This is a genomic window from Microbispora catharanthi, assembly GCF_006334915.2.
GTDB lineage: Bacteria > Actinomycetota > Actinomycetes > Streptosporangiales > Streptosporangiaceae > Microbispora > Microbispora catharanthi.
In genome coordinates this window covers 126439-145366 of sequence record NZ_VDMA02000016.1, presented here as the reverse complement: position 1 = coordinate 145366, position 18928 = coordinate 126439, and the positions used below count along the sequence as shown (strand labels likewise).

Annotated in this window: 15 protein-coding genes; 7 read left to right on the top strand and 8 right to left on the bottom strand. The window is 72.2% G+C overall.

What is annotated here, in order from left to right:
- Window positions 1-4 precede the first annotated feature (4 nt).
- Window positions 5-1081 carry a WD40/YVTN/BNR-like repeat-containing protein gene (locus FH610_RS27670; RefSeq protein WP_139577956.1) on the top strand — a complete coding sequence of 359 codons (1077 nt, stop codon included), beginning with the start codon at window positions 5-7 and terminating at the stop codon, window positions 1079-1081.
- A 123-nt stretch (window positions 1082-1204) separates the two neighbouring features.
- On the opposite strand, the gene thyX is transcribed toward FH610_RS27670, so the two are convergent.
- Both thyX and FH610_RS27660 read right to left on the bottom strand, forming a co-directional pair.
- Complete coding sequence (thyX, locus tag FH610_RS27665) at window positions 1205-1987, bottom strand: FAD-dependent thymidylate synthase (protein WP_139577955.1); 783 nt, start codon at window positions 1985-1987, stop codon at window positions 1205-1207.
- An 86-nt stretch (window positions 1988-2073) separates the two neighbouring features.
- Complete coding sequence (locus FH610_RS27660) at window positions 2074-2889, bottom strand: TetR/AcrR family transcriptional regulator (protein WP_139577954.1); 816 nt, start codon at window positions 2887-2889, stop codon at window positions 2074-2076.
- Window positions 2890-3008: 119 nt separating this feature from the next.
- Between FH610_RS27660 and FH610_RS27655 the strand changes: the two genes are divergently transcribed.
- A complete protein-coding gene (locus FH610_RS27655; RefSeq protein ID WP_139577953.1) occupies window positions 3009-3434 on the top strand; it encodes a nuclear transport factor 2 family protein in 426 nt (141 codons plus the stop codon).
- Between the two features lie 13 nt (window positions 3435-3447).
- Here the strand turns inward: FH610_RS27655 and FH610_RS27650 are convergent, their stop codons facing one another.
- Both FH610_RS27650 and FH610_RS27645 read right to left on the bottom strand, forming a co-directional pair.
- A complete protein-coding gene (locus FH610_RS27650) occupies window positions 3448-4674 on the bottom strand; it encodes an amidohydrolase family protein (RefSeq protein WP_240809229.1) in 1227 nt (408 codons plus the stop codon).
- 58 nt (window positions 4675-4732) lie between these two features.
- On the bottom strand, window positions 4733-6907 hold the full coding sequence (locus tag FH610_RS27645; protein ID WP_205826111.1) for an anthranilate synthase component I: 2175 nt from the start codon (window positions 6905-6907) through the stop codon (window positions 4733-4735).
- Window positions 6908-7150: 243 nt separating this feature from the next.
- Between FH610_RS27645 and FH610_RS27640 the strand changes: the two genes are divergently transcribed.
- Complete coding sequence (locus FH610_RS27640; protein ID WP_205826110.1) at window positions 7151-8824, top strand: CocE/NonD family hydrolase; 1674 nt, start codon at window positions 7151-7153, stop codon at window positions 8822-8824.
- 44 nt (window positions 8825-8868) lie between these two features.
- Window positions 8869-9372 carry an NUDIX domain-containing protein gene (locus tag FH610_RS27635; protein WP_139577951.1) on the top strand — a complete coding sequence of 168 codons (504 nt, stop codon included), beginning with the start codon at window positions 8869-8871 and terminating at the stop codon, window positions 9370-9372.
- A 113-nt stretch (window positions 9373-9485) separates the two neighbouring features.
- On the opposite strand, the gene FH610_RS27630 is transcribed toward FH610_RS27635, so the two are convergent.
- The 4 genes from FH610_RS27630 to FH610_RS27615 form a co-directional block, all read right to left on the bottom strand.
- A complete protein-coding gene (locus FH610_RS27630; RefSeq protein ID WP_139577950.1) occupies window positions 9486-12575 on the bottom strand; it encodes a tetratricopeptide repeat protein in 3090 nt (1029 codons plus the stop codon).
- 23 nt (window positions 12576-12598) lie between these two features.
- Entirely contained in the window at window positions 12599-13006 is a 408-nt protein-coding gene (locus tag FH610_RS43900; protein WP_205826109.1) for a hypothetical protein, read from the bottom strand.
- A 72-nt stretch (window positions 13007-13078) separates the two neighbouring features.
- On the bottom strand, window positions 13079-14707 hold the full coding sequence (locus FH610_RS27620; protein ID WP_139577949.1) for an ABC-F family ATP-binding cassette domain-containing protein: 1629 nt from the start codon (window positions 14705-14707) through the stop codon (window positions 13079-13081).
- A 41-nt stretch (window positions 14708-14748) separates the two neighbouring features.
- Window positions 14749-15276, bottom strand: coding sequence for a DUF1697 domain-containing protein (locus FH610_RS27615; RefSeq protein WP_139577948.1), 528 nt, complete (start codon window positions 15274-15276; stop codon window positions 14749-14751).
- 336 nt (window positions 15277-15612) lie between these two features.
- Here FH610_RS27615 and FH610_RS27610 point away from each other — a divergent pair, with 336 nt between their 5' ends.
- From FH610_RS27610 to FH610_RS27600, 3 genes are all read left to right on the top strand, one after another.
- Window positions 15613-15834 (top strand): DUF3311 domain-containing protein, encoded by a 222-nt coding sequence (locus FH610_RS27610; RefSeq protein WP_205826108.1) that lies wholly within the window; start codon window positions 15613-15615, stop codon window positions 15832-15834.
- Window positions 15831-17423 (top strand): monocarboxylate uptake permease MctP, encoded by a 1593-nt coding sequence (mctP, locus tag FH610_RS27605; RefSeq protein ID WP_276607709.1) that lies wholly within the window; start codon window positions 15831-15833, stop codon window positions 17421-17423. Before FH610_RS27610 ends, mctP begins: the two co-directional genes overlap by 4 nt.
- 116 nt (window positions 17424-17539) lie before the next feature.
- Window positions 17540-18859 carry an amidohydrolase family protein gene (locus FH610_RS27600; RefSeq protein ID WP_161628095.1) on the top strand — a complete coding sequence of 440 codons (1320 nt, stop codon included), beginning with the start codon at window positions 17540-17542 and terminating at the stop codon, window positions 18857-18859.
- Window positions 18860-18928: the final 69 nt, after the last annotated feature.

The following is an 18928-nucleotide window of genomic DNA, read 5'->3' as shown; positions in this document are numbered from 1 at the left end:
ACATATGACCGCACTGCTCGCGATCGGTACTCGCAAGGGATTGTTCCTCGCGCGCTCCTCGGAAGGCGGCTCGTTCGAGGTCGAGCCCGTGCGGTTCTCCACGATCGCGATCCACTCGGTCGCGATCGACACCCGCGGGAGCACGCCCCGCCTCCTCGCCGGCATCGAGTACGGCCATTTCGGCCCGTCGGTGATGTGGTCCGACGACCTCGGCGAGACCTGGGAGGAGGCGACGACCCCGCCGGTCGCCTTCCCCGAGCGCACCGGGGCCGCACTGGCCCGGGTCTGGCAGCTCCAGCCGTCGCCGTCCGAGCCGGACGTGGTCTGGGCGGGCGCCGAGCCCGCCGCGCTGTTCCGGTCGGAGGACCGCGGGGCCACCTACACCATGGTCGACGGCCTGTGGGACCACCCCACCCGGCCCCAGTGGCAGCCCGGTGGTGGCGGGCTGTGCCTCCACACCGTGATCCCCCACTCCTCTGACCCGCGGCGCATCGGGATCGCCGCCTCCGCCGTGGGGTTCTTCCGCAGCGACGACGCGGGGGCCACCTGGCGGCCGTCCAACAAGAACATCCGCGCGCCCTTCCTTCCCGAGGGCGCGCAGTATCCCGAGTTCGGCCAGTGCGTGCACAAGGTGACGCAGCATCCCGCTGCGCCCGAGCGGCTCTACCTGCAGCACCACTTCGGGGTCTACCGGTCCGACGACTTCGGCGACTCCTGGACCGAGATCGGGTCCGGCCTGCCCTCCGACTTCGGGTTCCCGATCGCGGTCGATCCGGACGACCCGGACAGGCTGTACGTCTTCCCGCTGCACGGTGACGTCGACCGGACGCCGCTCGGCCACCGATACCAGGTGTTCCGCAGCGACGACGCCGGGGCCACCTGGCACGGACACTCCGCCGGGCTGCCCGAGGGCCCGGTGCACGCCTCGGTGCTCAGGGACGCGATGTCCGCCGGGCCCGCCGGGGTGTTCTTCGGCACCCGGGACGGCGAGGTGTACGGCTCGGCCGACGCGGGCGAGACCTGGTCACTGATCGCCCGTCACCTGCCCGACGTGCTGTGCGTGCGGGCCGCCGTCCTCTGACCCGCCGCCACTGACCCCGCGGCGCCCTTCCGGGCGACCGCGGGGCGGCGGTTCACGACCTCCGCGGATCAGTCCTCACTGGCCCTTCGGGGCCCAACCCTCGACGAGGCAGGCTCGGCCGGCTCAGACCTTGCGGTAGCCGGGAACCCAGGCGCCGTCCTCGACGACGTAGTCGCCGAACAGGGCCGGGGCCTCCTCCCGCATGACCTCCCCGATGCGGTTGAAGACGAGGCGGATCTCCTCCTCGGCTCCCGCGGCCGTACGGGCCTCGATCGTGTGCCGCAGGGTGCGCACGTTGGCCGTCCAGACCAGGCCGGTCCCGACGCCCTCGGGCGCGAAGCGGCGCATGAACGAGGTGCGGTGCTTCTTCTCCGCGAACGGCACACCGTCCTCGTCCAGCCCGAAGTGGGCCGCCATCCAGTTCTGGAACTCCTCCATCCGGTCGAGCATCTCGGTCGCCCGCTTCATCAGCTCGGCGTCCTCGCGCGCCCACTCGGGGAACCAGAACGGGATGTCGCTCAGCCGGACGAACCGCAGCGACTCCTGCGAGATCGCGACCCCGGGCCGGTGCCGCACCAGCTCGTGGGTGAGCACCCGCGAGACGTTGTGCAGCACGAAGCTGAAGCTGAGGTGCTCCAGGACGCTGCCGTGCGCGCTGGCCAGGATGTTGCGCAGGTACGCCTCCTGGTCGGTGCGCACTCTCGTGACGTTAGGGTTCAGGCCCGGCTCGAACGACCGGTAGCACAGCCGTCCGGCGAACTCGGCGAGGTTCTGGGCGTCGAACTCGCCCCGCTCCAGCCGCTCCAGCCAGCTCTCCCCGCCGATCTCGTGGAGGTAGCGGGCCAGTTCGTCGTAGTCGACGGACGGTTTGGCGACGAGGAAGACCTCGGGCTCGACGCTGCGCATTCACATTCCCCGTGAAGTGGTGCCGATGGGTGACCGTCCAAGCAAACCAGCTCAGGCCCACGATCGCGACCCGGCCCCCGCCCGCCTCAGCGCGCGGCGGCCCGGCGGCGGTGCGCCTTCTGCCGGCATGCGGGGCCGCAGAACCGGGCCGGCCGCCCAGTGCGGGAGAGCCGGAGGGGCCGACCACACTCCGGGCAGCGCGGTCCATCCTCTTCTCCGGATCCGTCCGCACCGTCAGTTCCGTTACCGCCGGCCACCCCCGCCACCGAGTTCCGTGACAGGTCGGGAGGAAGTTTCGTTACGGCGGGGAGCGGAGGACGCCCGCCCGCCGGGGAGGGACGCAGCCCGTCGAGGACGATCGCCGTCGCCCGTCCGGGGGCGCGGCCCGGCCTGCCCTCCATCGCAAGGCACCCGGCGAGGAGCGCCTGCACGTCGGCCGCGTCGACGTCCGGCCGTACGGCGCCGGCCCGCTGGGCCCGGTCGAGCAGCACGCCGAGGGCGGCCGCGTACTCCTCCCGGACCGGCGCGGCGAGGCGCAGGTCCACCCCGGCGGACAGGGCGTCGCACAGCGCCTTGTTCAGCGCCGCCCGTTCGACAGTGAGGTGGACGGCGTGGAAGAAGGCCTCGGCGGGACGAGGCGAAGCGGCCAGGGCGAGGACCTCCTCGGCGAGCCGTTTCAGGCGCTCCAGCACCACGGCCTCGAACAGGGCTTCCTTGCTCGGGAAATGCCTGTAGACCGTGCCGGCTCCCACTCCCGCGCGCCGCGCGATCTCGTCGAGCGGCACCGCGAGGCCGAGCTCCGCGAAGGCACGCTGCGCCGCCTCCAGCACGCGCTCCCGGTTGCGCCGCGCGTCCGCCCGCGCGGGCGCGGCGCCGACGCGACCGTCGTCGTCGTCGGACATGTGCTCCTCCTTCGCCCGCGTTGACAACCGGGGCGATCGTTCCGTAACGTCCCAACCGGGCCGATCGTTCCGATTCTATCCGCGGCCGCCGCACGGCCGGGCTTCCCTGAAGGAGTCTCATGAGCACGCCCTCCCCCCGCGAGATCGTCGACCGCTTCCTGCGCGCCTCGGCCGCCAACGCCTGGGACGACCTCGCCGACCTGTACGCCCCGGACGCGATGGTCGAGATCCCCTTCGCGCCCGAGGGCGTCCCCGCCCGATCACAGGGGCGGGAGTTGTTCCGCGCCCGGTTCAAGGCCGCCGCACCGCTGCGGCGGTTCGAGAAGGCCGCTCCCGTCGTCGTCCACGAGACCCGCGACCCGGAGGTCGTCATCGTGGAGTACGACCTGCACGGGTCGATGACGAGGTCCGGCCGGCCCTTCGTCTTCTCCTACGTCATGGTGATGCGCATCAGGGACGGCCTGATCGTGCACTCGCGCGACTACGCCAACCCCCTGGCCGGGGCCGAGTTCCGCGACGAGCTGGCCGAAGCGATCAGGCAGTGAGCCGTCTCGACGATCACAGCCGGTAGACGCGGCGGGCGTTGCCCGAGCCGATCATGTGAGCGATCCGGGCGGCGTCGGCAGGGCTCCACTCGCCTTCGGCGATCCGGTCGGCGAGCACGCGGGCCAGGCCGCGGCGATGGCAGAGCGCGGCGAGGAAACACAGCTCGGCGGCGCCATGGCAGCCGGAGCCGTACATCTGTTTGTGGAACGGGACGAGTTCGAGCAGCTCGCGCAGGACGTGGGCGGAGCCGGCGGCGGTGTGGGCGATGGCGGGCCCGGCGTCCACGTACACGTGCGGGAAGACGCCCGCGAGGTGCGCCGCCTGGCGGTGGTAGGGGTAGCAGTGCAGCAGGACGACCGTCACCCCGAGAGGGGCGAGGGCGCGGACGAACCCGGTCAGCAGTGCGGGATCGGTCAGGTGGCCGGCCCCGATGCCGGGCAGCGCACCACCGGACAGGCCACCACCGGACAGGCCCCAGCCGGACAGACCACCGCCGGATAAACCACAGTGGAACTGCAGCGGCAGGCCCCGCTCTCTGGCGACGTCGACCGCCGCCCAGAGCAGGTGCCGTACGAGGACGGGGTCGTCCAGGCGCGACTTGGGGTCGGCGAGCCTGCGGCCGGCCGCCGCGATCACGCTGCCGCGCGAGGGCCGGGAGGGGTCGAAGCCGAGGCCGCAGCGATGCGCCGCGACCGACTTGAGCGCGGCGGCGCGGGCCGCGCGGACCGCGAGCTCGTCTCGCAGCATCCCGGCGTAGTCGGCGGCGGGCAGCCCGGCCTCGGCGACGTCCTGCTCGGCCTGCTCCAGCCGGACGATCTCGTCGGCGGCGGCCGAGCCGAGACGCCCCATCTCGGCGGGCGAGAGCAGCGCGGGGACGTCGGGCCCGGTGTCGACCAGGAAGGCCGACACCCCGGCGCCGCGCAGCAGCCGCCGGTTGACCTCGGCCGCGCCGAGTTCGGCGCGGCGCGACAGGTAGACGGTGGGCGAGGCGTGCGGCTCCAGGCCGAGGACCGGCGCGCACCAACGGCGGATGGCGGCGCCGGCCGGGGTGTCGAAGTGCGTGGTGCCGGGCGGCGCGGGCGTGCCGCCCTCGCCGATGAGCTGCTCGAATCCCGACCTGGTGGTGTCGTCTCTGCGCACGCCGCAGCAGTGCTGGTCGACCATGGGCGCGAGCAGGGCGGCCCGCACCGCGTCGGGAAGGGGCACGGGCAGCATGTCGTGGGATCTCGGCTCCGGCACGGCAGTGGACTCTACGGCTCCCCCGCCGCGCCGGCACCGCCCTAAACGGCCCCTTTACTCAGCCATGGCGTGCGCAAAGCCGCAGGACGTTGGCGATGATCCGCGCTCCGGCCCCGCCCTGCGTGGTCAGGATCGACTCGGGGTGGAACTGCACGCCGAAGCGCAGGTTCTCGGCGTCCTCGATCGCCATGGCCGCGCCGTCCGGCGTGTACGCGGTGACCTGGAAGCCCTTGACTCCCGGCTCCTTGGCGTGCACGGAGTGGTAGCGGGCCGCGACGAACTCGCCGGGCAGGCCGTCGAGCAGCGCGCTGTCTCCCTCGCGGCGGACCCGGCCGCGCTTGCCGTGCTCCGGGTAGGGCAGCAGTTCGAGTGTGCCGCCCGCCTGCTCGACCATGGCCTGCAGGCCCAGGCACACCCCGAACACGGGGAGCCTCCGGGCGTACAGCGCCTCGATCAGCGCCGAGCAGCCGAAGTCGGACGGCCAGCCGGGCCCGGGCGACAGCACGACGAGCGTGGGCGCGATCTCGTCCAGCTTCTCCAGCGGGAACCCGTGCCGCAGCGTGACCACCGACGCGCCCTGCTGGCGGAAGTAGTCGGCGAGCGTGTTGACGAAGGAGTCCTCGTGGTCCACGAGCAGCACGCGGTGGCCCTCGCCCGGCAGGTCGGCGCGGGGCTCCGTCCGCGCCTCCTCCCGGGGACGGGCGGACGCGGCGAGCGCGCCGAGGAGGGCGCTGGCCTTGAGCTCGGTCTCCCGCTCCTCGGCCTCGGGGTCGGAGTCGTACAGCAGCGTGGCCCCGGCGCGCACGGTGGCGACGCCGTCGCGGATCTGCGCGGTGCGCAGGGTCAGGCCGGTGTTCATCGAGCCGTCGAAGCCGATGAAGCCGACCGCGCCGCCATACCAGCGCCGGGTGGTCTCCTCGTGGTCCTCGATGAACTGCATGGCCCACGTCTTGGGGGCGCCGGTGACGGTGACGGCCCACATGTGGGTGAGGAACGCGTCGAGGGCGTCGAACTCGGGGCGCAGGCGGCCCTCGATGTGGTCGACGGTGTGGATCAGCCGGGAGTACATCTCGATCTGGCGGCGGCCGATCACCCGGACGCTGCCCGGCACGCAGATCCGCGACTTGTCATTGCGGTCCACGTCCGTGCACATGGTCAGCTCCGACTCCTCCTTCACGCTGGACAGGAGCGTGCGGATCGCCTCGGCGTCCTCGACGGGGTTGGCCCCGCGGGCGATGGTGCCGGAGATCGGGCAGGTCTCGACCCGGTCGCCGGTCACCCGGACGTACATCTCCGGCGAGGCGCCGACCAGGTGCTCGCCGTCGCCGAGGCTGAGCAGGAACTCGTACGGCGCCGGGTTCTCGGTGCGCAGCGAACGGTAGAAGGCGGACGGGTCGGCGCAGGCGCCGTGGAAGACCTGGCCGGGGACGACCTCGAACAGGTCGCCGCGCTGGAACTTCTCCTTGGCCTTGGCGACGACCTCGGAGTAGGTCCCCCGCACCGGGTTCGGCGGGATCTCGCGGGGCGCGGCCAGGGGGATCGTCTCGCCGGTGCGCTCGAGGCCGCTGGTGGAGACGCCGTCCACGGTGAACTCGTAGCAGTGCTCGACGCTGGTCTCGCGGACCCGGTCGATCACGACGAGCCGGTCGGGCAGGTGCAGCACCAGGTCGCGCTGGTCGCCGGGGCGGGTCAGGCGGTAGCGGATCGGCTCGAACTGGAAGGCCAGGTCGTAGCCGAAGGCGCCGTACAGGCCGAGGTGCGGGTCGTCGGACCGGAAGGCCGCGATGATCTCGCGGATGGCGGTGAAGACGGTGGGCCTGCGGCTGCGCATCTCCTCGGGCAGCAGGTCCTCGGACTCGGGGACGTGCACCTCGACGTAGCCGTGGGCCGGCTCGGCCACCGGCTTGCCGGCCGCCAGCAGGCAGGAGGCGACAACGGGCAGCACGACCTGTCCGCGCTCGTTGAGCGCGCGGGCGGAGATGCGCCGCCCCCGCGCCACGATCTCAAGGCAGGGATCGACGTAGCCGAACGCCCACCTGCTGTACCTGCCCGGGTAGTCCATGCCGGACGAGAAGGCCCCGCCGCGCCGCTCCCCCAGCGACGTGACGATCCGCTCCAGCGCCTCCTCGGGCACCTCGCGCACCCGGCGCTCGACCGCGATGCCGCCGGCCGTGGTATATCCGCTGATCTCCACTGTCCACGCCCCTTTTTTCGTATGCCCCGGGGCGGACATACAGAAGGCCGCCACTCATGGGGCGGCCGGTCTATTCGACGCGAATGCGAAAACGCCGCCTGTCAGCGGCGCCACCACTGGGAAGGTGCATGAGTTCGCATGCGTCAAGGGTAGCGGCGGAAACCGCGATCATGCAACGCGGCATGACTGGAAGGGCGAACAGCGGATAGATATTCTGTTACTGGTAGGGAAACCTCACTCTCGGCGAGGAGCGATCCGCCCGAGGCCGGGGAAGGAGGGGGCATGGTCCGCGTGCCGGCCCGCCTGCCTGTGCACCGCCACGGCCCGGGAGGGCTGGGCGAGCTGAGGGGTACGAGCGGGAGTTCGAGCGGGCCGCAGGGCCGCCGGGTCCGGGTCCGCCGTGACATGCCCGTGCCGATGCCGGACGGCGTGACGCTCCTGGCCGATCACTACGCGCCCGTCGGCACCGACCGGCCCCCCACGATCCTGATCCGCACGCCGTACGGCAGGGGCGGAGTGGTCGGCTGGATGTACGGCTGGACCTTCGCCCGGCACGGGTTCCAGGTGCTGCTGCAGAGCTGCCGGGGCGGCTTCGGCTCCGGCGGGCGGCTCGATCCCCTGGTCCACGAGCAGGAGGACGGCCTGGCGACGGTCGAGTGGATGCGGGCGCAGTCGTGGTATGGCGGCAGCTTCGCCATGCACGGGCCCTCCTACCTCGGCTACACCCAGTGGGCGATCGCGGCGGAGACGCCCGACCTGCGGGCGATGGCCGTCCAGGTGACCGCCTCGTGCTTCCGGGACGCGGCGTACGTCGGAGGGTCGTTCGCGCTGGAGTCGACGCTGATTTGGACGACGCTCACCGCGCACCTGGAGGGCAGGCTGGGCGGCGTGGCCGCGTTCACCGCGCCCCGGCGCACGCGGCGGGCCGTGCTGTCGGGCCGCCCGCTGCCCGAGCTCGACCTGCTGTCGGCGGGCAGGCCGCTGCCGTTCTTCCGCGAACTGCTGGCCCACCACGGTGAGACCCTCTGCTCGTACTGGGACAAGGCGGACTTCTCCGCGTCGGTGGGGCAGGTCGGCGCGGAGATCACGATGACCGGCGGCTGGTACGACGTGTTCCTGCCCTGGCAGCTCAAGGACTACGCGGCACTGCGGGCGGCCGGGCGGCACCCGCACCTGACCATCGGGCCGTGGTATCACGCCGACGTCCGCCATGGGCGGGCCGCCAACGCCGACGCTCTTGCCTGGTTCCGCGCCCACCTGCTCGGCGACCCGTCGGGGCTGCGCACCTCCCCCGTCCGGCTGTACGTCACCGGCGCGGGCGAGTGGCGGGACGAGTCCGACTGGCCGCCGCCCCGCATGCGGCGCGAGCGCTGGCACCTGCAGCCGGGCTTCGCCCTGTCGCGGGACAACCCGGCGGGCGGCGAGCCGGACCGCTACCGCTACGACCCCGAGCACCCCACGCCCGTGATCGGCGGCCCGGTGCTGATCGGCAACTCCGAGCCGCGGGACAACCGCCGTCTGGAGGCCCGGCGTGACGTGCTCGTCTACACCTCGGACGTGCTCGGCCGGGACACCGACATGATCGGCCCGGTGAGCGCCGAGCTGTTCGTGCGCACCGGCAGGGAGCACACCGACCTCGTCGTACGGGTGTGCGACGTGCATCCCGACGGCACGTCGATGAACGTCTGCGAGGGCGTGCGCCGCCTGACCCCCGCAGACCGCGGCGACGAGGACGGCGTGCGCCGGGTGGAGATCGACCTGTGGCCGATGGGCCACAGGTTCCGCCGCGGGCACCGCATCCGGGTGCAGGTGGCGAGCGGGGCCTATCCGCGCATCGCGCGCAACCCGGGCACCGGCGCGCCGCTGACGGCGGGCACCCCGATGGTCGCCTCCGACCAGGAGATCCTGCACGACCCCCGCCATCCCTCGGCCGTGATCCTCCCCGCGCTGCCCTGAGCCGGCCCACGACCGTTCCGGCGGACGTTGCTACTCTCGCGATCGTGGCGATCAGGAACTCCCACTGCTCCTTCTGCGGAGCGGCCTACGCGCCCGGCCTGCCCTGGCCGAGGACCTGCCAGGAGTGCGGCGGCACCAGCTATCTCAACCCCGTGCCGGTCGCGGTCATGGTGCTTCCGGTGGACGACGGCCTTCTCGTGGTCCGCCGGGACGTCGAGCCGCACCGCGGTCTGCTCGCCCTCCCCGGCGGCTTCATCGACATCGGCGAGTCCTGGCAGCAGGCCGCCGTGAGGGAGCTCCGCGAGGAGACGGGCGTCGTCGCCGACGCGGCCGGCGTGCGGCTGTTCGACGCGGTCAGCGCGCCCGACGGCACCGTGCTGATCTTCGGCCTCGGGCCGCGCACGACCTCCGACGCCCTCCCGCCGGTCGCGCGCACCGCGGAGACCAGCGAGTGGCTGGTGATCGACGGCCCTCAGGAGCTGGCGTTCCCACTGCACACGCGGGTCGTGGCCCGCTACTTCGGCTCCGGCGGAACTTCTCGGGCGTGATGGCGGGCGAGAGGGTCTCGTGGTCCGGCCCTCGGGGAGTGTCAGAAACGCAAATCAGCGACGCGAACCGCGACGGCCGCGAGCCCGGCGGCACATCACCGAGGTCGCTCTCGTCAGCCTGAGGTGGCGGAGGGCGGCTCCTTCATCCAGACCGGGATGTCCCGGCCGGTGACGACACGGAACTCCTCGGCCACCGCGGCGGCGTCTCCCGCATAGGCGAGAAGCAGCAGGTCGGCGACCGAGCCGATGATGTCCTGGGCGATGTGCTCGGGCAGTTCCCGCGACGCCAGCAACGCCTCGATCAGCGGGGTTACGGCGGCACCGAATCGGGAGTCCTCGATCCTCACATACCCGCGGGCCGCAAGGCTTCTGACATAGCCGGGCAGGTAGGCGTCCCGATCGAGCTCGGCCAACTCCCGGTGCAGGCACACGGCCTCCTCACTGACCGGAACCGCCTCGGCCCCCCGCCCGACACCCGCCAGCAAGGCAGCGTGGTTGTTCAACGACATCGCCAGGCCGGGTAGGTAGGCGTCCCGGTTGAGCTCGGCCAACTCCCGGTGCAGGCGGAGGGCCTCCTCGCTGAAGGGAACCGCCTCGGCCCGGCGCCGCATGCCCGCCAGGAAGGCGGCGTGATTGGTCAACGAGCGGGCCAGGTCGGGCAGGTGGGCGTCCCGGTTGAGCTCGACCAGCACCCGGTGCAGGCGGAGGGCCTCCTCACTGAAGGGAACCGCCTCGGCCCGCCGCCCGACCTCCGCCAGCAAGGCGGCGTAATTGTGCAACGACATCGCCACGTCGGGCAGGTGAGCGTCCCGGTCGAGCTCGGCCAGCTCGCCGTGAAGACGGACGGCCTCCTCACTGAAGGGAACCGCCTCGGCCCGCCGCCCGACCTCCGCCAGCCGCAGAGCGTGATTGGTCAACGAGCCGGCCAGGCCGGGCAGGTAGGCGTCCCGGTTGAGCTCGGCCAACTCCCGGCGCAGACGCACGGCCTCCTCACTGAAGGGAACCGCCTCGGCCCGCCGCCCGACCTCCGCCAGCTGGTTCGCGTAGTTGCCCAACGAGTCGGCCAGGCCGGGCAGGTAGGCGTCCCGGTTGAGCTCGACCAGCACCCGGCGCAGACGCACGGCCTCCTCACTGAAGGGAACCGCCTCGGCCCGCCGCCCGACCTCCGCCAGCCGCAGAGCGTGGTTGTTCAACGAGGCGGCCAGGCCGGGCAGGTAGGCATCCCGGTCGAGCTCGGCCAGCTCGCCGTGCAGGCGAACGGCCTCCACGCTGACCGGCACCGCCTCGGCCCGCCGCCCGACCTCCGACAGTAAGGCGGCGTGGTTGTGCAACGAGTCGGCCAGACCGGGCAGGTAGGCGTCCCGGTCGAGCTCGGCCAGCTCGCCGTGCAGGCGAACGGCCTCCACGCTGACCGGCACCGCCTCGGCCCGCCGCCCGACCTCCGCCAGCCGGGTCGCGTGATTGTGCAACGACAACGCCAGGTCGGGCAGGTGAGCGTCCCGGTCCAGCGCGGCGAGCCGACGCCAGAGCCGGACGGCCTGGTGGCCTTCGGCCAGGGCGCGTGCGTGCAGCCCCGCGTAGGACAGGCGGACAGCCAAGGCGTCATAGATGTGGGCACGGGTGGCCGGATCGGTGGCGGCGGCCAGCCGGTGCTCGGCCAGGCGGGAGGCTACCGCGGCGGCCCCGATATCGAGATCGATATGCCGATGATCGGGCAGCATCGCCTCGATGGCCGCCAGTAACCTCGCATCGATGTCGTCCAGGCCGGCCAGCCTGGCCAAAGCGGCGCCGCCGGCGTGCACAGCCAGGTGCGGGGCATCGGCCAGCAGCGGATACAACTGCCGCTGCGTCAGATGGGGCCACCGGCACGCGGCCTCGATCAGCGTGGTCACCGCATGCTGTACCCATGCCGGTACGCCGCCGCCCTGGTCCGGTCCGTCACCGGCGCCGACGGGCGGGGCCAGCAGCCGGGCAGGCGCCGTCTGCGCCCACGGGTCGACGGGAAAATCGCAGGAATGGCCGGGGACGGACAAGGCGAGGAAGTCCTCGCCCAGCCGGTCGGGATACAACGGCTCCAGCACCGTGGCGCTCGCGTGAGCAGTCGATACCCCCTCCGGCGAGGCCGGCCCGGCGGGCGGGTAGCACACCGCGTGGTCCTTCAGAAGCTGCCCGATCGCCTGGGTCGACTCGACCTCGGCGCGTGCCAGGGCGGCTTTGCCGTCGTCGTAGCCGAGCCGTCCGGTCAGCGTCGCGGTGTAGACGATCTGGCCCATCGCCTCCGGCGAGGTCGCCAGCGGCTTCTCCCGGCGCGGGGACGCCATCGCCTCCCAATGATCTCGTTCACGCGCCAGCAGGAACTCCGACACCCGCACGGGATCGACGGGCGCCACCTGACCACGCTCGGCGGCCAGCACCGCGGCCAAAGCGGCCATGTGCACGGTCAGCACCAGCCGATAGGCCTCATGCCGCTCCAGCCCGGACGGCGCGGCCACCGAACCGGCCTCGGGCACCCGCAGCAGTTCGGCGAACCGATCACGGGCCGCGGCGAACAGCCCCGCACGAGTGATCCCGCTCTCCCGCTCCAACGGCTCCAGCTCCCGCCGGCTGGGCACCAGGCCCAGGTCCCGCTGCATCCGCCCCTTCAGGCTGTCCCACCAGGTGCCGGCCGGGCGGGCCAGCAACAGCACCCGCACCGGCACCCGCCCGGACGCATGCGCATCACGCAGCAGGGTGAGCAGGTCGGCGGTGTCCCACCGTTCGGCATAGTCCACCAGCACCAGCACCCCGGCCGCCTCGTCGAAGGCGGGAACCTCGAAGTCCGCCGCGGTGGAGCGATCACGCCGGTGGTGGGCCGTCAGCACCACCCATCCCTGCTGCCCCCACAGGTGCGCCACATGTCCGGCCAGCCGGGTCTTGCCCTGCCCGCCCGGCCCATGGATCAGACGCACCGCCACGTCCTGCCCGGTGCCGGCGTCCCGCCAGCTCGCCAGCTCCGCCAGCAAATCACGGCGGCCGGTGAAGGCGATCAGCGCGCGAGAGGCCCGCAACAGCTCACTCGGCTGCGCGCGCGCCTCGCCCGCCGTCGCAGGCGGCGGTGCAGGCCACAGGGCCCACCGGTACGGCTCCTCGCCTCCATACACGATCAGGTCTCCGGCGGCCTGGTAGATCCGGGCCAGCCCCGCGCCTTCCGCATGCTGGATCACCTTGCGTGACCCGCGTGCCGGCTTCACCGCTTGTCGATGTCGCGGCCGGCCTGATCCACCTGGCCGTCCTCAGTGGCCGTGGCCTGCTGCCACACCGGGTGCGCTGCACCGGCGGCGGTGCCACCCACCGTGTCGTCGTCGCTTCCTCCGTGCCGCCGTGGCAGCCCGGCGTTGATGTCACGGCCGGCCTGAAAGACGCGGCCACGCCCGGTGGCCTCGGCCCGCTGCCGCACACCGCCACCACCGCTCTTCCGCTCGGCGACCAGCCCGTACACCGCCATCCCCAGCCCGGCCAGGGCGACGAACAGCCCGATCACGCTGGCCAGCTTGTCCGCCTTATCCAGCCCCACCTGCGACAAGTAGACGCCCAGCGCCGCCAGGGCCGCCACCGCGACCCCGGCCCCACCCCAGACCGGTCCCCATCCGCGCATACCGGCATCATCAACCACCCATCAGCATCACGCCATGTGATTGATCGACAAACGCGTCGAACCTCTCGCGCTTCAGGCCTCGCGGACGCGGCCGGCCTCGGCGACGATGCGGCGGGTCGTGTGGACGGCCTTCAGCATGCGCCGGTCGTGGGTGACGAGCAGCAGGGTCCCCGTGTACGAGGCGAGCGCGGACTCCAGCTGTTCGATCGCCGCAAGGTCGAGATGGTTGGTGGGTTCGTCCAGGACGAGCAGGTTGACCCCACGGGCCTGCAGGAGAGCGAGGGCCGCTCTCGTGCGCTCGCCCGGCGACAGCGTGGCCGCAGAGCGGAGCACGTGGTCGGCGCGCAGGCCGAACTTGGCCAGCAGCGTGCGGACGTCGGCGGGCGGCAGGTCGACGAGCGCGCCGAACGCGTCGAGGAGCGGCTCGTCGCCTTCGAAGAGGGCGCGGGCCTGGTCGACCTCGCCGACGACCACACTGGGGCCGAGCGCCGCCGTCCCCTCGTCGAGGGGCACCCGGCCGAGCAGCACGCCGAGCAGGGTGCTCTTGCCCGAGCCGTTCGCGCCGGTGATCGCGACCCGGTCCGCCCAGTCGATCTGCAGGTCGACGGGCCCGAGCGTGAAGGCGCCACGTCGCGCGACCGCGCCGCGCAGCGTTGCGACCACGGCCCCGGAGCGAGGCGCGGCGGCGATCTCCATCCGCAGCTCCCACTCCTTACGCGGCTCCTCGACGACGTCCATCCGCTCGATCAGCCTCTCGGTCTGCCGGGCCTTGGCCGCCTGCTTCTCCGTCGCCTCGGTGCGGAACTTCCGCCCGATCTTGTCCCCGTCGGTGGCCTTGCGGCGCGCGTTCTTGACGCCCTTCTCCATCCAGGCGCGCTGGGCCCGGGCGCGGGCTTCCAAAGACGCCCTCGTCTCGGCGTAGTCCTCGTACTGCTCGCGCGCGTGCCTGCGGGCGATCTCGCGCTCCTCCAGGTAGGCGTCGTAACCGCCGCCGTACGCGCGGACCTGCTGCTGGGCCAGGTCGAGCTCGACCACCCTGTTCACCGTACGGGCGAGGAACTCGCGGTCGTGACTGACGACCACGGTCCCGGCGCGCAGCCCCGTCACGAAGCGTTCGAGCCGGTCCAAACCGTCGAGGTCGAGGTCGTTGGTGGGCTCGTCGAGGAGGAACACGTCGTAACGGCTGAGCAGCAGCGAGGCCAGCCCCGCCCGGGCCGCCTGGCCGCCGGACAGGGACGTCATCTCCTGCTCCAGGCCGACCGTGAGCCCGAGGTCGGCGACCACCTCCTCGGCCCGCTCCTCCAGGTCGGCGCCGCCGAGGGCGAGCCAGCGATCGAGGGCCTCGGCGTACGCGTCGCCGGGATCGCCGCTTACGAGGGCCTCGGTGGCCGCGTCGAGGGCCCGCTGCGCGGGGGCGACCCCGGTCCGGCGGGCGAGGAAGGCGGCGACGGTCTCACCGGGCCGCCGTTCGGGCTCCTGCGGCAGATGGCCGATGTTGGCGGTGGGCGGGCTGAGCCGGACGCTGCCGTGCTCGGGGGCGTCGAGGCCGGCCAGCAGGCGCAGCAGCGTCGACTTGCCCGCGCCGTTCACACCCACCAGCCCCACGACGTCCCCGGGCGCGACGACCAGATCGAGATCCGTGAACAGGACGCGGTCGCCGTGCCCGGCGGTGAGTTCCTTCGCGACAAGAGTGGCGCTCATCAGGACACAGACCCTACTGGGTCCCGGGCCGAGGAGTGTTCCTAGAGGCCCTCGGCGAGCGAGAGCAGGCGGGTGACGGTGTTCCAGTTGCGCATGGTGGCCGGGCCGGTCGAATACTTCTCCATGAGGGGCGGCAGCTTGGGACGCCGCAGCCCGTCGGGGAAGTAGACGTAGAGCTCCCGCTCGCCTATCCGCATCTCCTCCGGGGCGTACGCCGCCGGATCGATGCTCGCCAGCCCCTCCCGGTCCGGCGGCCGGGCCAGGAAGACCACGGCGAACCGGGCGGGGTCCCGGACCTCCAGGGGGTTGTGCTCCACCACGCCGCGAAGCTGCTCAGCCGTACGGACGATCACCGCGACGGACAGGCCGAGCTCCTCCCGGATCCCGCGCTCGATCGCGGCGGCGATCGGCTCGGCGTCGCCGTCCGCGGTGAACAGGGCGTTCCCGCTGCGCAGGTGCGTGCGCACGTTTCCGTATCCGAGCCGTTCCAGCAGTGCCCTGAGATCGGCCATCGCCACCGCGGTGGCGGGGTTGACGTTGATGCCGCGCAGCAGCGCCACGTATCGCATCGCATCGCCTCCTTCCGGCGGGAGGCTATCCCCCGTTCCTGTCAGACCGCGTCAGGTATCGGGCGGCCATCTGGTCGGCGACCTCCCCCGCGATCGCCGCCGTGGGCGCCCTGATCCGCGTCGTCGCCATATCGACCGCCGATCACTCGCCGATCCTTCGCCGGTGAGTCGCCGATCGTCGCTGGGCGCGCCAACACGACCGTTCGGCGATCGGTGATCTCCCTGTGACCTGTGAGTCCTTACGCTGCCGCCGAGCAACCGTCCCGCTGGTCCGCGCGACGGCCCCGTCGCGCGGATCTGCCGGGCACGCCTGGTCCGTGTCCGATTGGAGAACGTGTGACGACCCCCCGCGCCGACCGCGGCCGAAACCCTGACCGAAGCCCGCTGAACTGGCTGCTCCTGCTGCCGATCGTGATCCCGCTCATCCCGCCCCTGTTCAACGCCGACGAACCGCGGCTGTTCGGCATCCCGATGTTCTACTGGCTGCAACTCGCCTTCATCATCCTCGGCGTCACCTCCACCACCCTCGTCTACCGCGCGACGAGGAGGAGCCGGTGAAGACCACCGAGATCGTCATCTTCACGCTCCTGTTCCTGGTCGTCAGCGGCATGGGCTTCCTCGCCGCCCGCTGGCGCCGTCCCGGCGACCTCGCCACGCTGGACGAGTGGGGTCTCGGCGGGCGCAGCTTCGGCAGCTGGATCACCTGGTTCCTGATCGGCGGCGACCTCTACACGGCCTACACGTTCGTGGCCGTGCCCGCCCTGATCTTCGGCGCGGGCGCCATGGGCTTCTACGCCGTGCCGTACACGGTGGTCGTCTACCCGATGGTGATGCTCGTGCTGGTCCGGCTGTGGTCGGTCTCACACGTGCACAACCTCGTCACGCCGGCCGACTTCGTCCGCGTGCGCTTCGGCTCCCCGACGCTGGCGCTGCTCGTGGCGATCACCGGCATCGTCGCGACCATGCCGTACATCGCGCTGCAGCTCATCGGCATCGAGGCGGTGCTGAAGACGATGGGGCTGACGGGCGACCTGCCGCTGATCATCGCGTTCGCGATCCTCGCGGCCTACACCTACCAGTCCGGGCTGCGCGCCCCCGCGCTGATCGCGTTCGTCAAGGACTCGCTGATCTACCTGGTGATCCTGGTCGCGATCATCTACATCCCGGCCAAGCTCGGCGGCTGGGGGTCGATCTTCGACGCCGCGAAGGCCAAGTTCGACGCGACCCCGAACCCAGGCGACGGCCCGCTGCTGAACGCCAACAACCAGCTCCAGTACGTCACGCTCGCGTTCGGCTCGGCGCTGGCGCTGTTCCTCTATCCGCACAGCGTCACCGGGATCCTCGCGTCGCGGAACCGGAACGTCATCAAGCGGAACATGTCGGCCCTGCCGGCCTACAGCCTGCTGCTCGGCCTGATCGCGCTGCTCGGCTACATGGCGATCGCGGCCGGGGTCAAGCCGATCGGCAAGGACAGCAACACGATCGTGCCGCAGCTGTTCGACAACGTGTTCCCCGACTGGTTCGCCGGAGTGGCTTTCGCCGCCGTCGGCATCGGCGCGCTCGTGCCGGCCGCGATCATGTCGATCGCCGCGGCCAACCTGTTCTCCCGCAACATCTACAAGGAGTACATCAAGCGGGACGCCACCGCCGCCCAGGAGGCCACGGTCAGCAAGATCGCGTCGCTGGTCGTGAAGATCGGCGCGGTGCTGTGCATCCTGCTCATCGAACCGCAGTTCTCGATCGACCTGCAGCTCATCGGCGGCGTGATCATCCTGCAGACGCTCCCGTCGGTGGGCCTCGGCCTGTACACCCGCTGGTTCCACCGGGGCGGCCTGATCGCGGGCTGGGCCGCGGGCATGGCGGCCGGGATGGTGCTGCTGTACAACATCGCCAACCCGGCCACCAACCACGCCCACTTCGGCGGTTCGGCCTTCCCGCTGTCGCAGCTCGGGTTCGACACCAAGATCACGGTGTACGCCGGGTTCCTCGCGCTGATCGTCAACCTGGTCGTCGCCGTGCTCGGGACCTTCGTGGCCCGTGCCCTCAAGAGCACCGACGGCCCGGACGGCACCCGGCCGGAGGACTACTTCGCCGACCAGGGCGACCCGCGCGTCCACGAACTGGAAACCACGGCGCCCGCCGCCTGACCGGGGTCCACACCGACTTGTGGCCGGCTTGACGCGGCGGCGCGCGCCGCGTGGAGCCGGCCACAAGCATGCGGTGGGACAAAGAGGCATCACCTCGAACATCGAAGGAGCGAAGGATGCCTCTCAGCAACGATCTGATCGTCACCGGCGGCCACGTGATCGGCATGGACCCGGCGGTGCCGGACGGCCCCGCCGACGTCGTCGTCCACGACGGCGTGATCGTGTCGGTCGGCCCTGCCGCAGGAGCGTCCCCGGAGGCGGACGTCGTGGACGCCTCGGGCTGCGTGGTGATGCCGGGCCTGGTGGACACCCACCGCCACACCTGGCAGTCCGCGCTGCGTCACATCGGGCTGGACTGGAGCCTGATGGACTACCTCGGGGCCGCGTTCCTCCAGCTCGGGCCGAACTTCCGGCCCGAGGACGTCTACGCCGGCACCCTGCTCGGCGCGCTCGGCGCGCTGGAGTCCGGGATCACCACGCTCCTCGACTGGTCCCACATCCAGAACACCCCCGAGCACAGCGACGCCGCCGTGGCCGCACTGCGCGACAGCGGGATCCGCGGGGTCTTCGCCTACGGCTGGCCCCAGATCGACCCGCTCACCTGGGTGGGTGACCACAGCGACGCGGAGCTTCCCGCCGACGTCCGCCGGATCAGGGACGTGCTCCGCGACGACACCGCCCGCGTGACGATGGCCCTGGCGGCGCGGGGCCCCGAGATGTCGGCTCCCGCCGCCGCCCGGCGTGACCTGTTGCTCGCGCGGGAGCTCGGCCTGCGGGCCACCATGCACGTCGGCTCCGCCGACAAGGCGGGCAGCGTCGGGTGGCTGCACGACGAAGGCCTGCTCGACGAGACGATCACGCTGGTGCACGCGAGCGCGACCGGCGACGACGAGCTGAAGGCCGCCGCGGACGCCGGCGCGACCGCGAGCGTGTCGCCGTTCATCGAGATGACCATGCCCGGGCTCGGCACGCCCGCGACCGGCCGTCTCCTGCGGGCGGGCCTCGTCACCGGCCTCAGCACCGACACCGAGGTCGCCACCTCGGGAGACATGTTCACCCAGATGCGCGCCGCCCTGGCGCACCACCGGTTCACGCAGGATCCGGCGCCGCTCACCGCCGACGGCCTGCTGCGGATGGTCACCGCCGACGGCGCCGCGGTGGCCGGGCTGTCCGCCGTCACCGGCAGCCTCACGCCCGGCAAGCGGGCCGACCTGATCGTGATCGAGGCCGCCACCCCCGCCATGGCGCCGATGCTCGACCCGCGCGCCGCCGTCGTCCTCGCCGGCCACCCCGGGCTGGTCCGCACGGTCGTCTGCGACGGCGTGGTCGTGAAGCGGGACGGCGTGCTCACCGGGCCGGTCGGGCGGGCCATGGACGCCGCGGCGGCGAGCCTCGCCCACCTCCGCGAAGCCGTGCCCGGGCTGCTCCGCGCCTGAGACAGGGTGCTCCGCACCTGAGAACAGGGTGCTCTGCACCTGAAGCGCAGTGCTCTCCGCCTGAGGGCT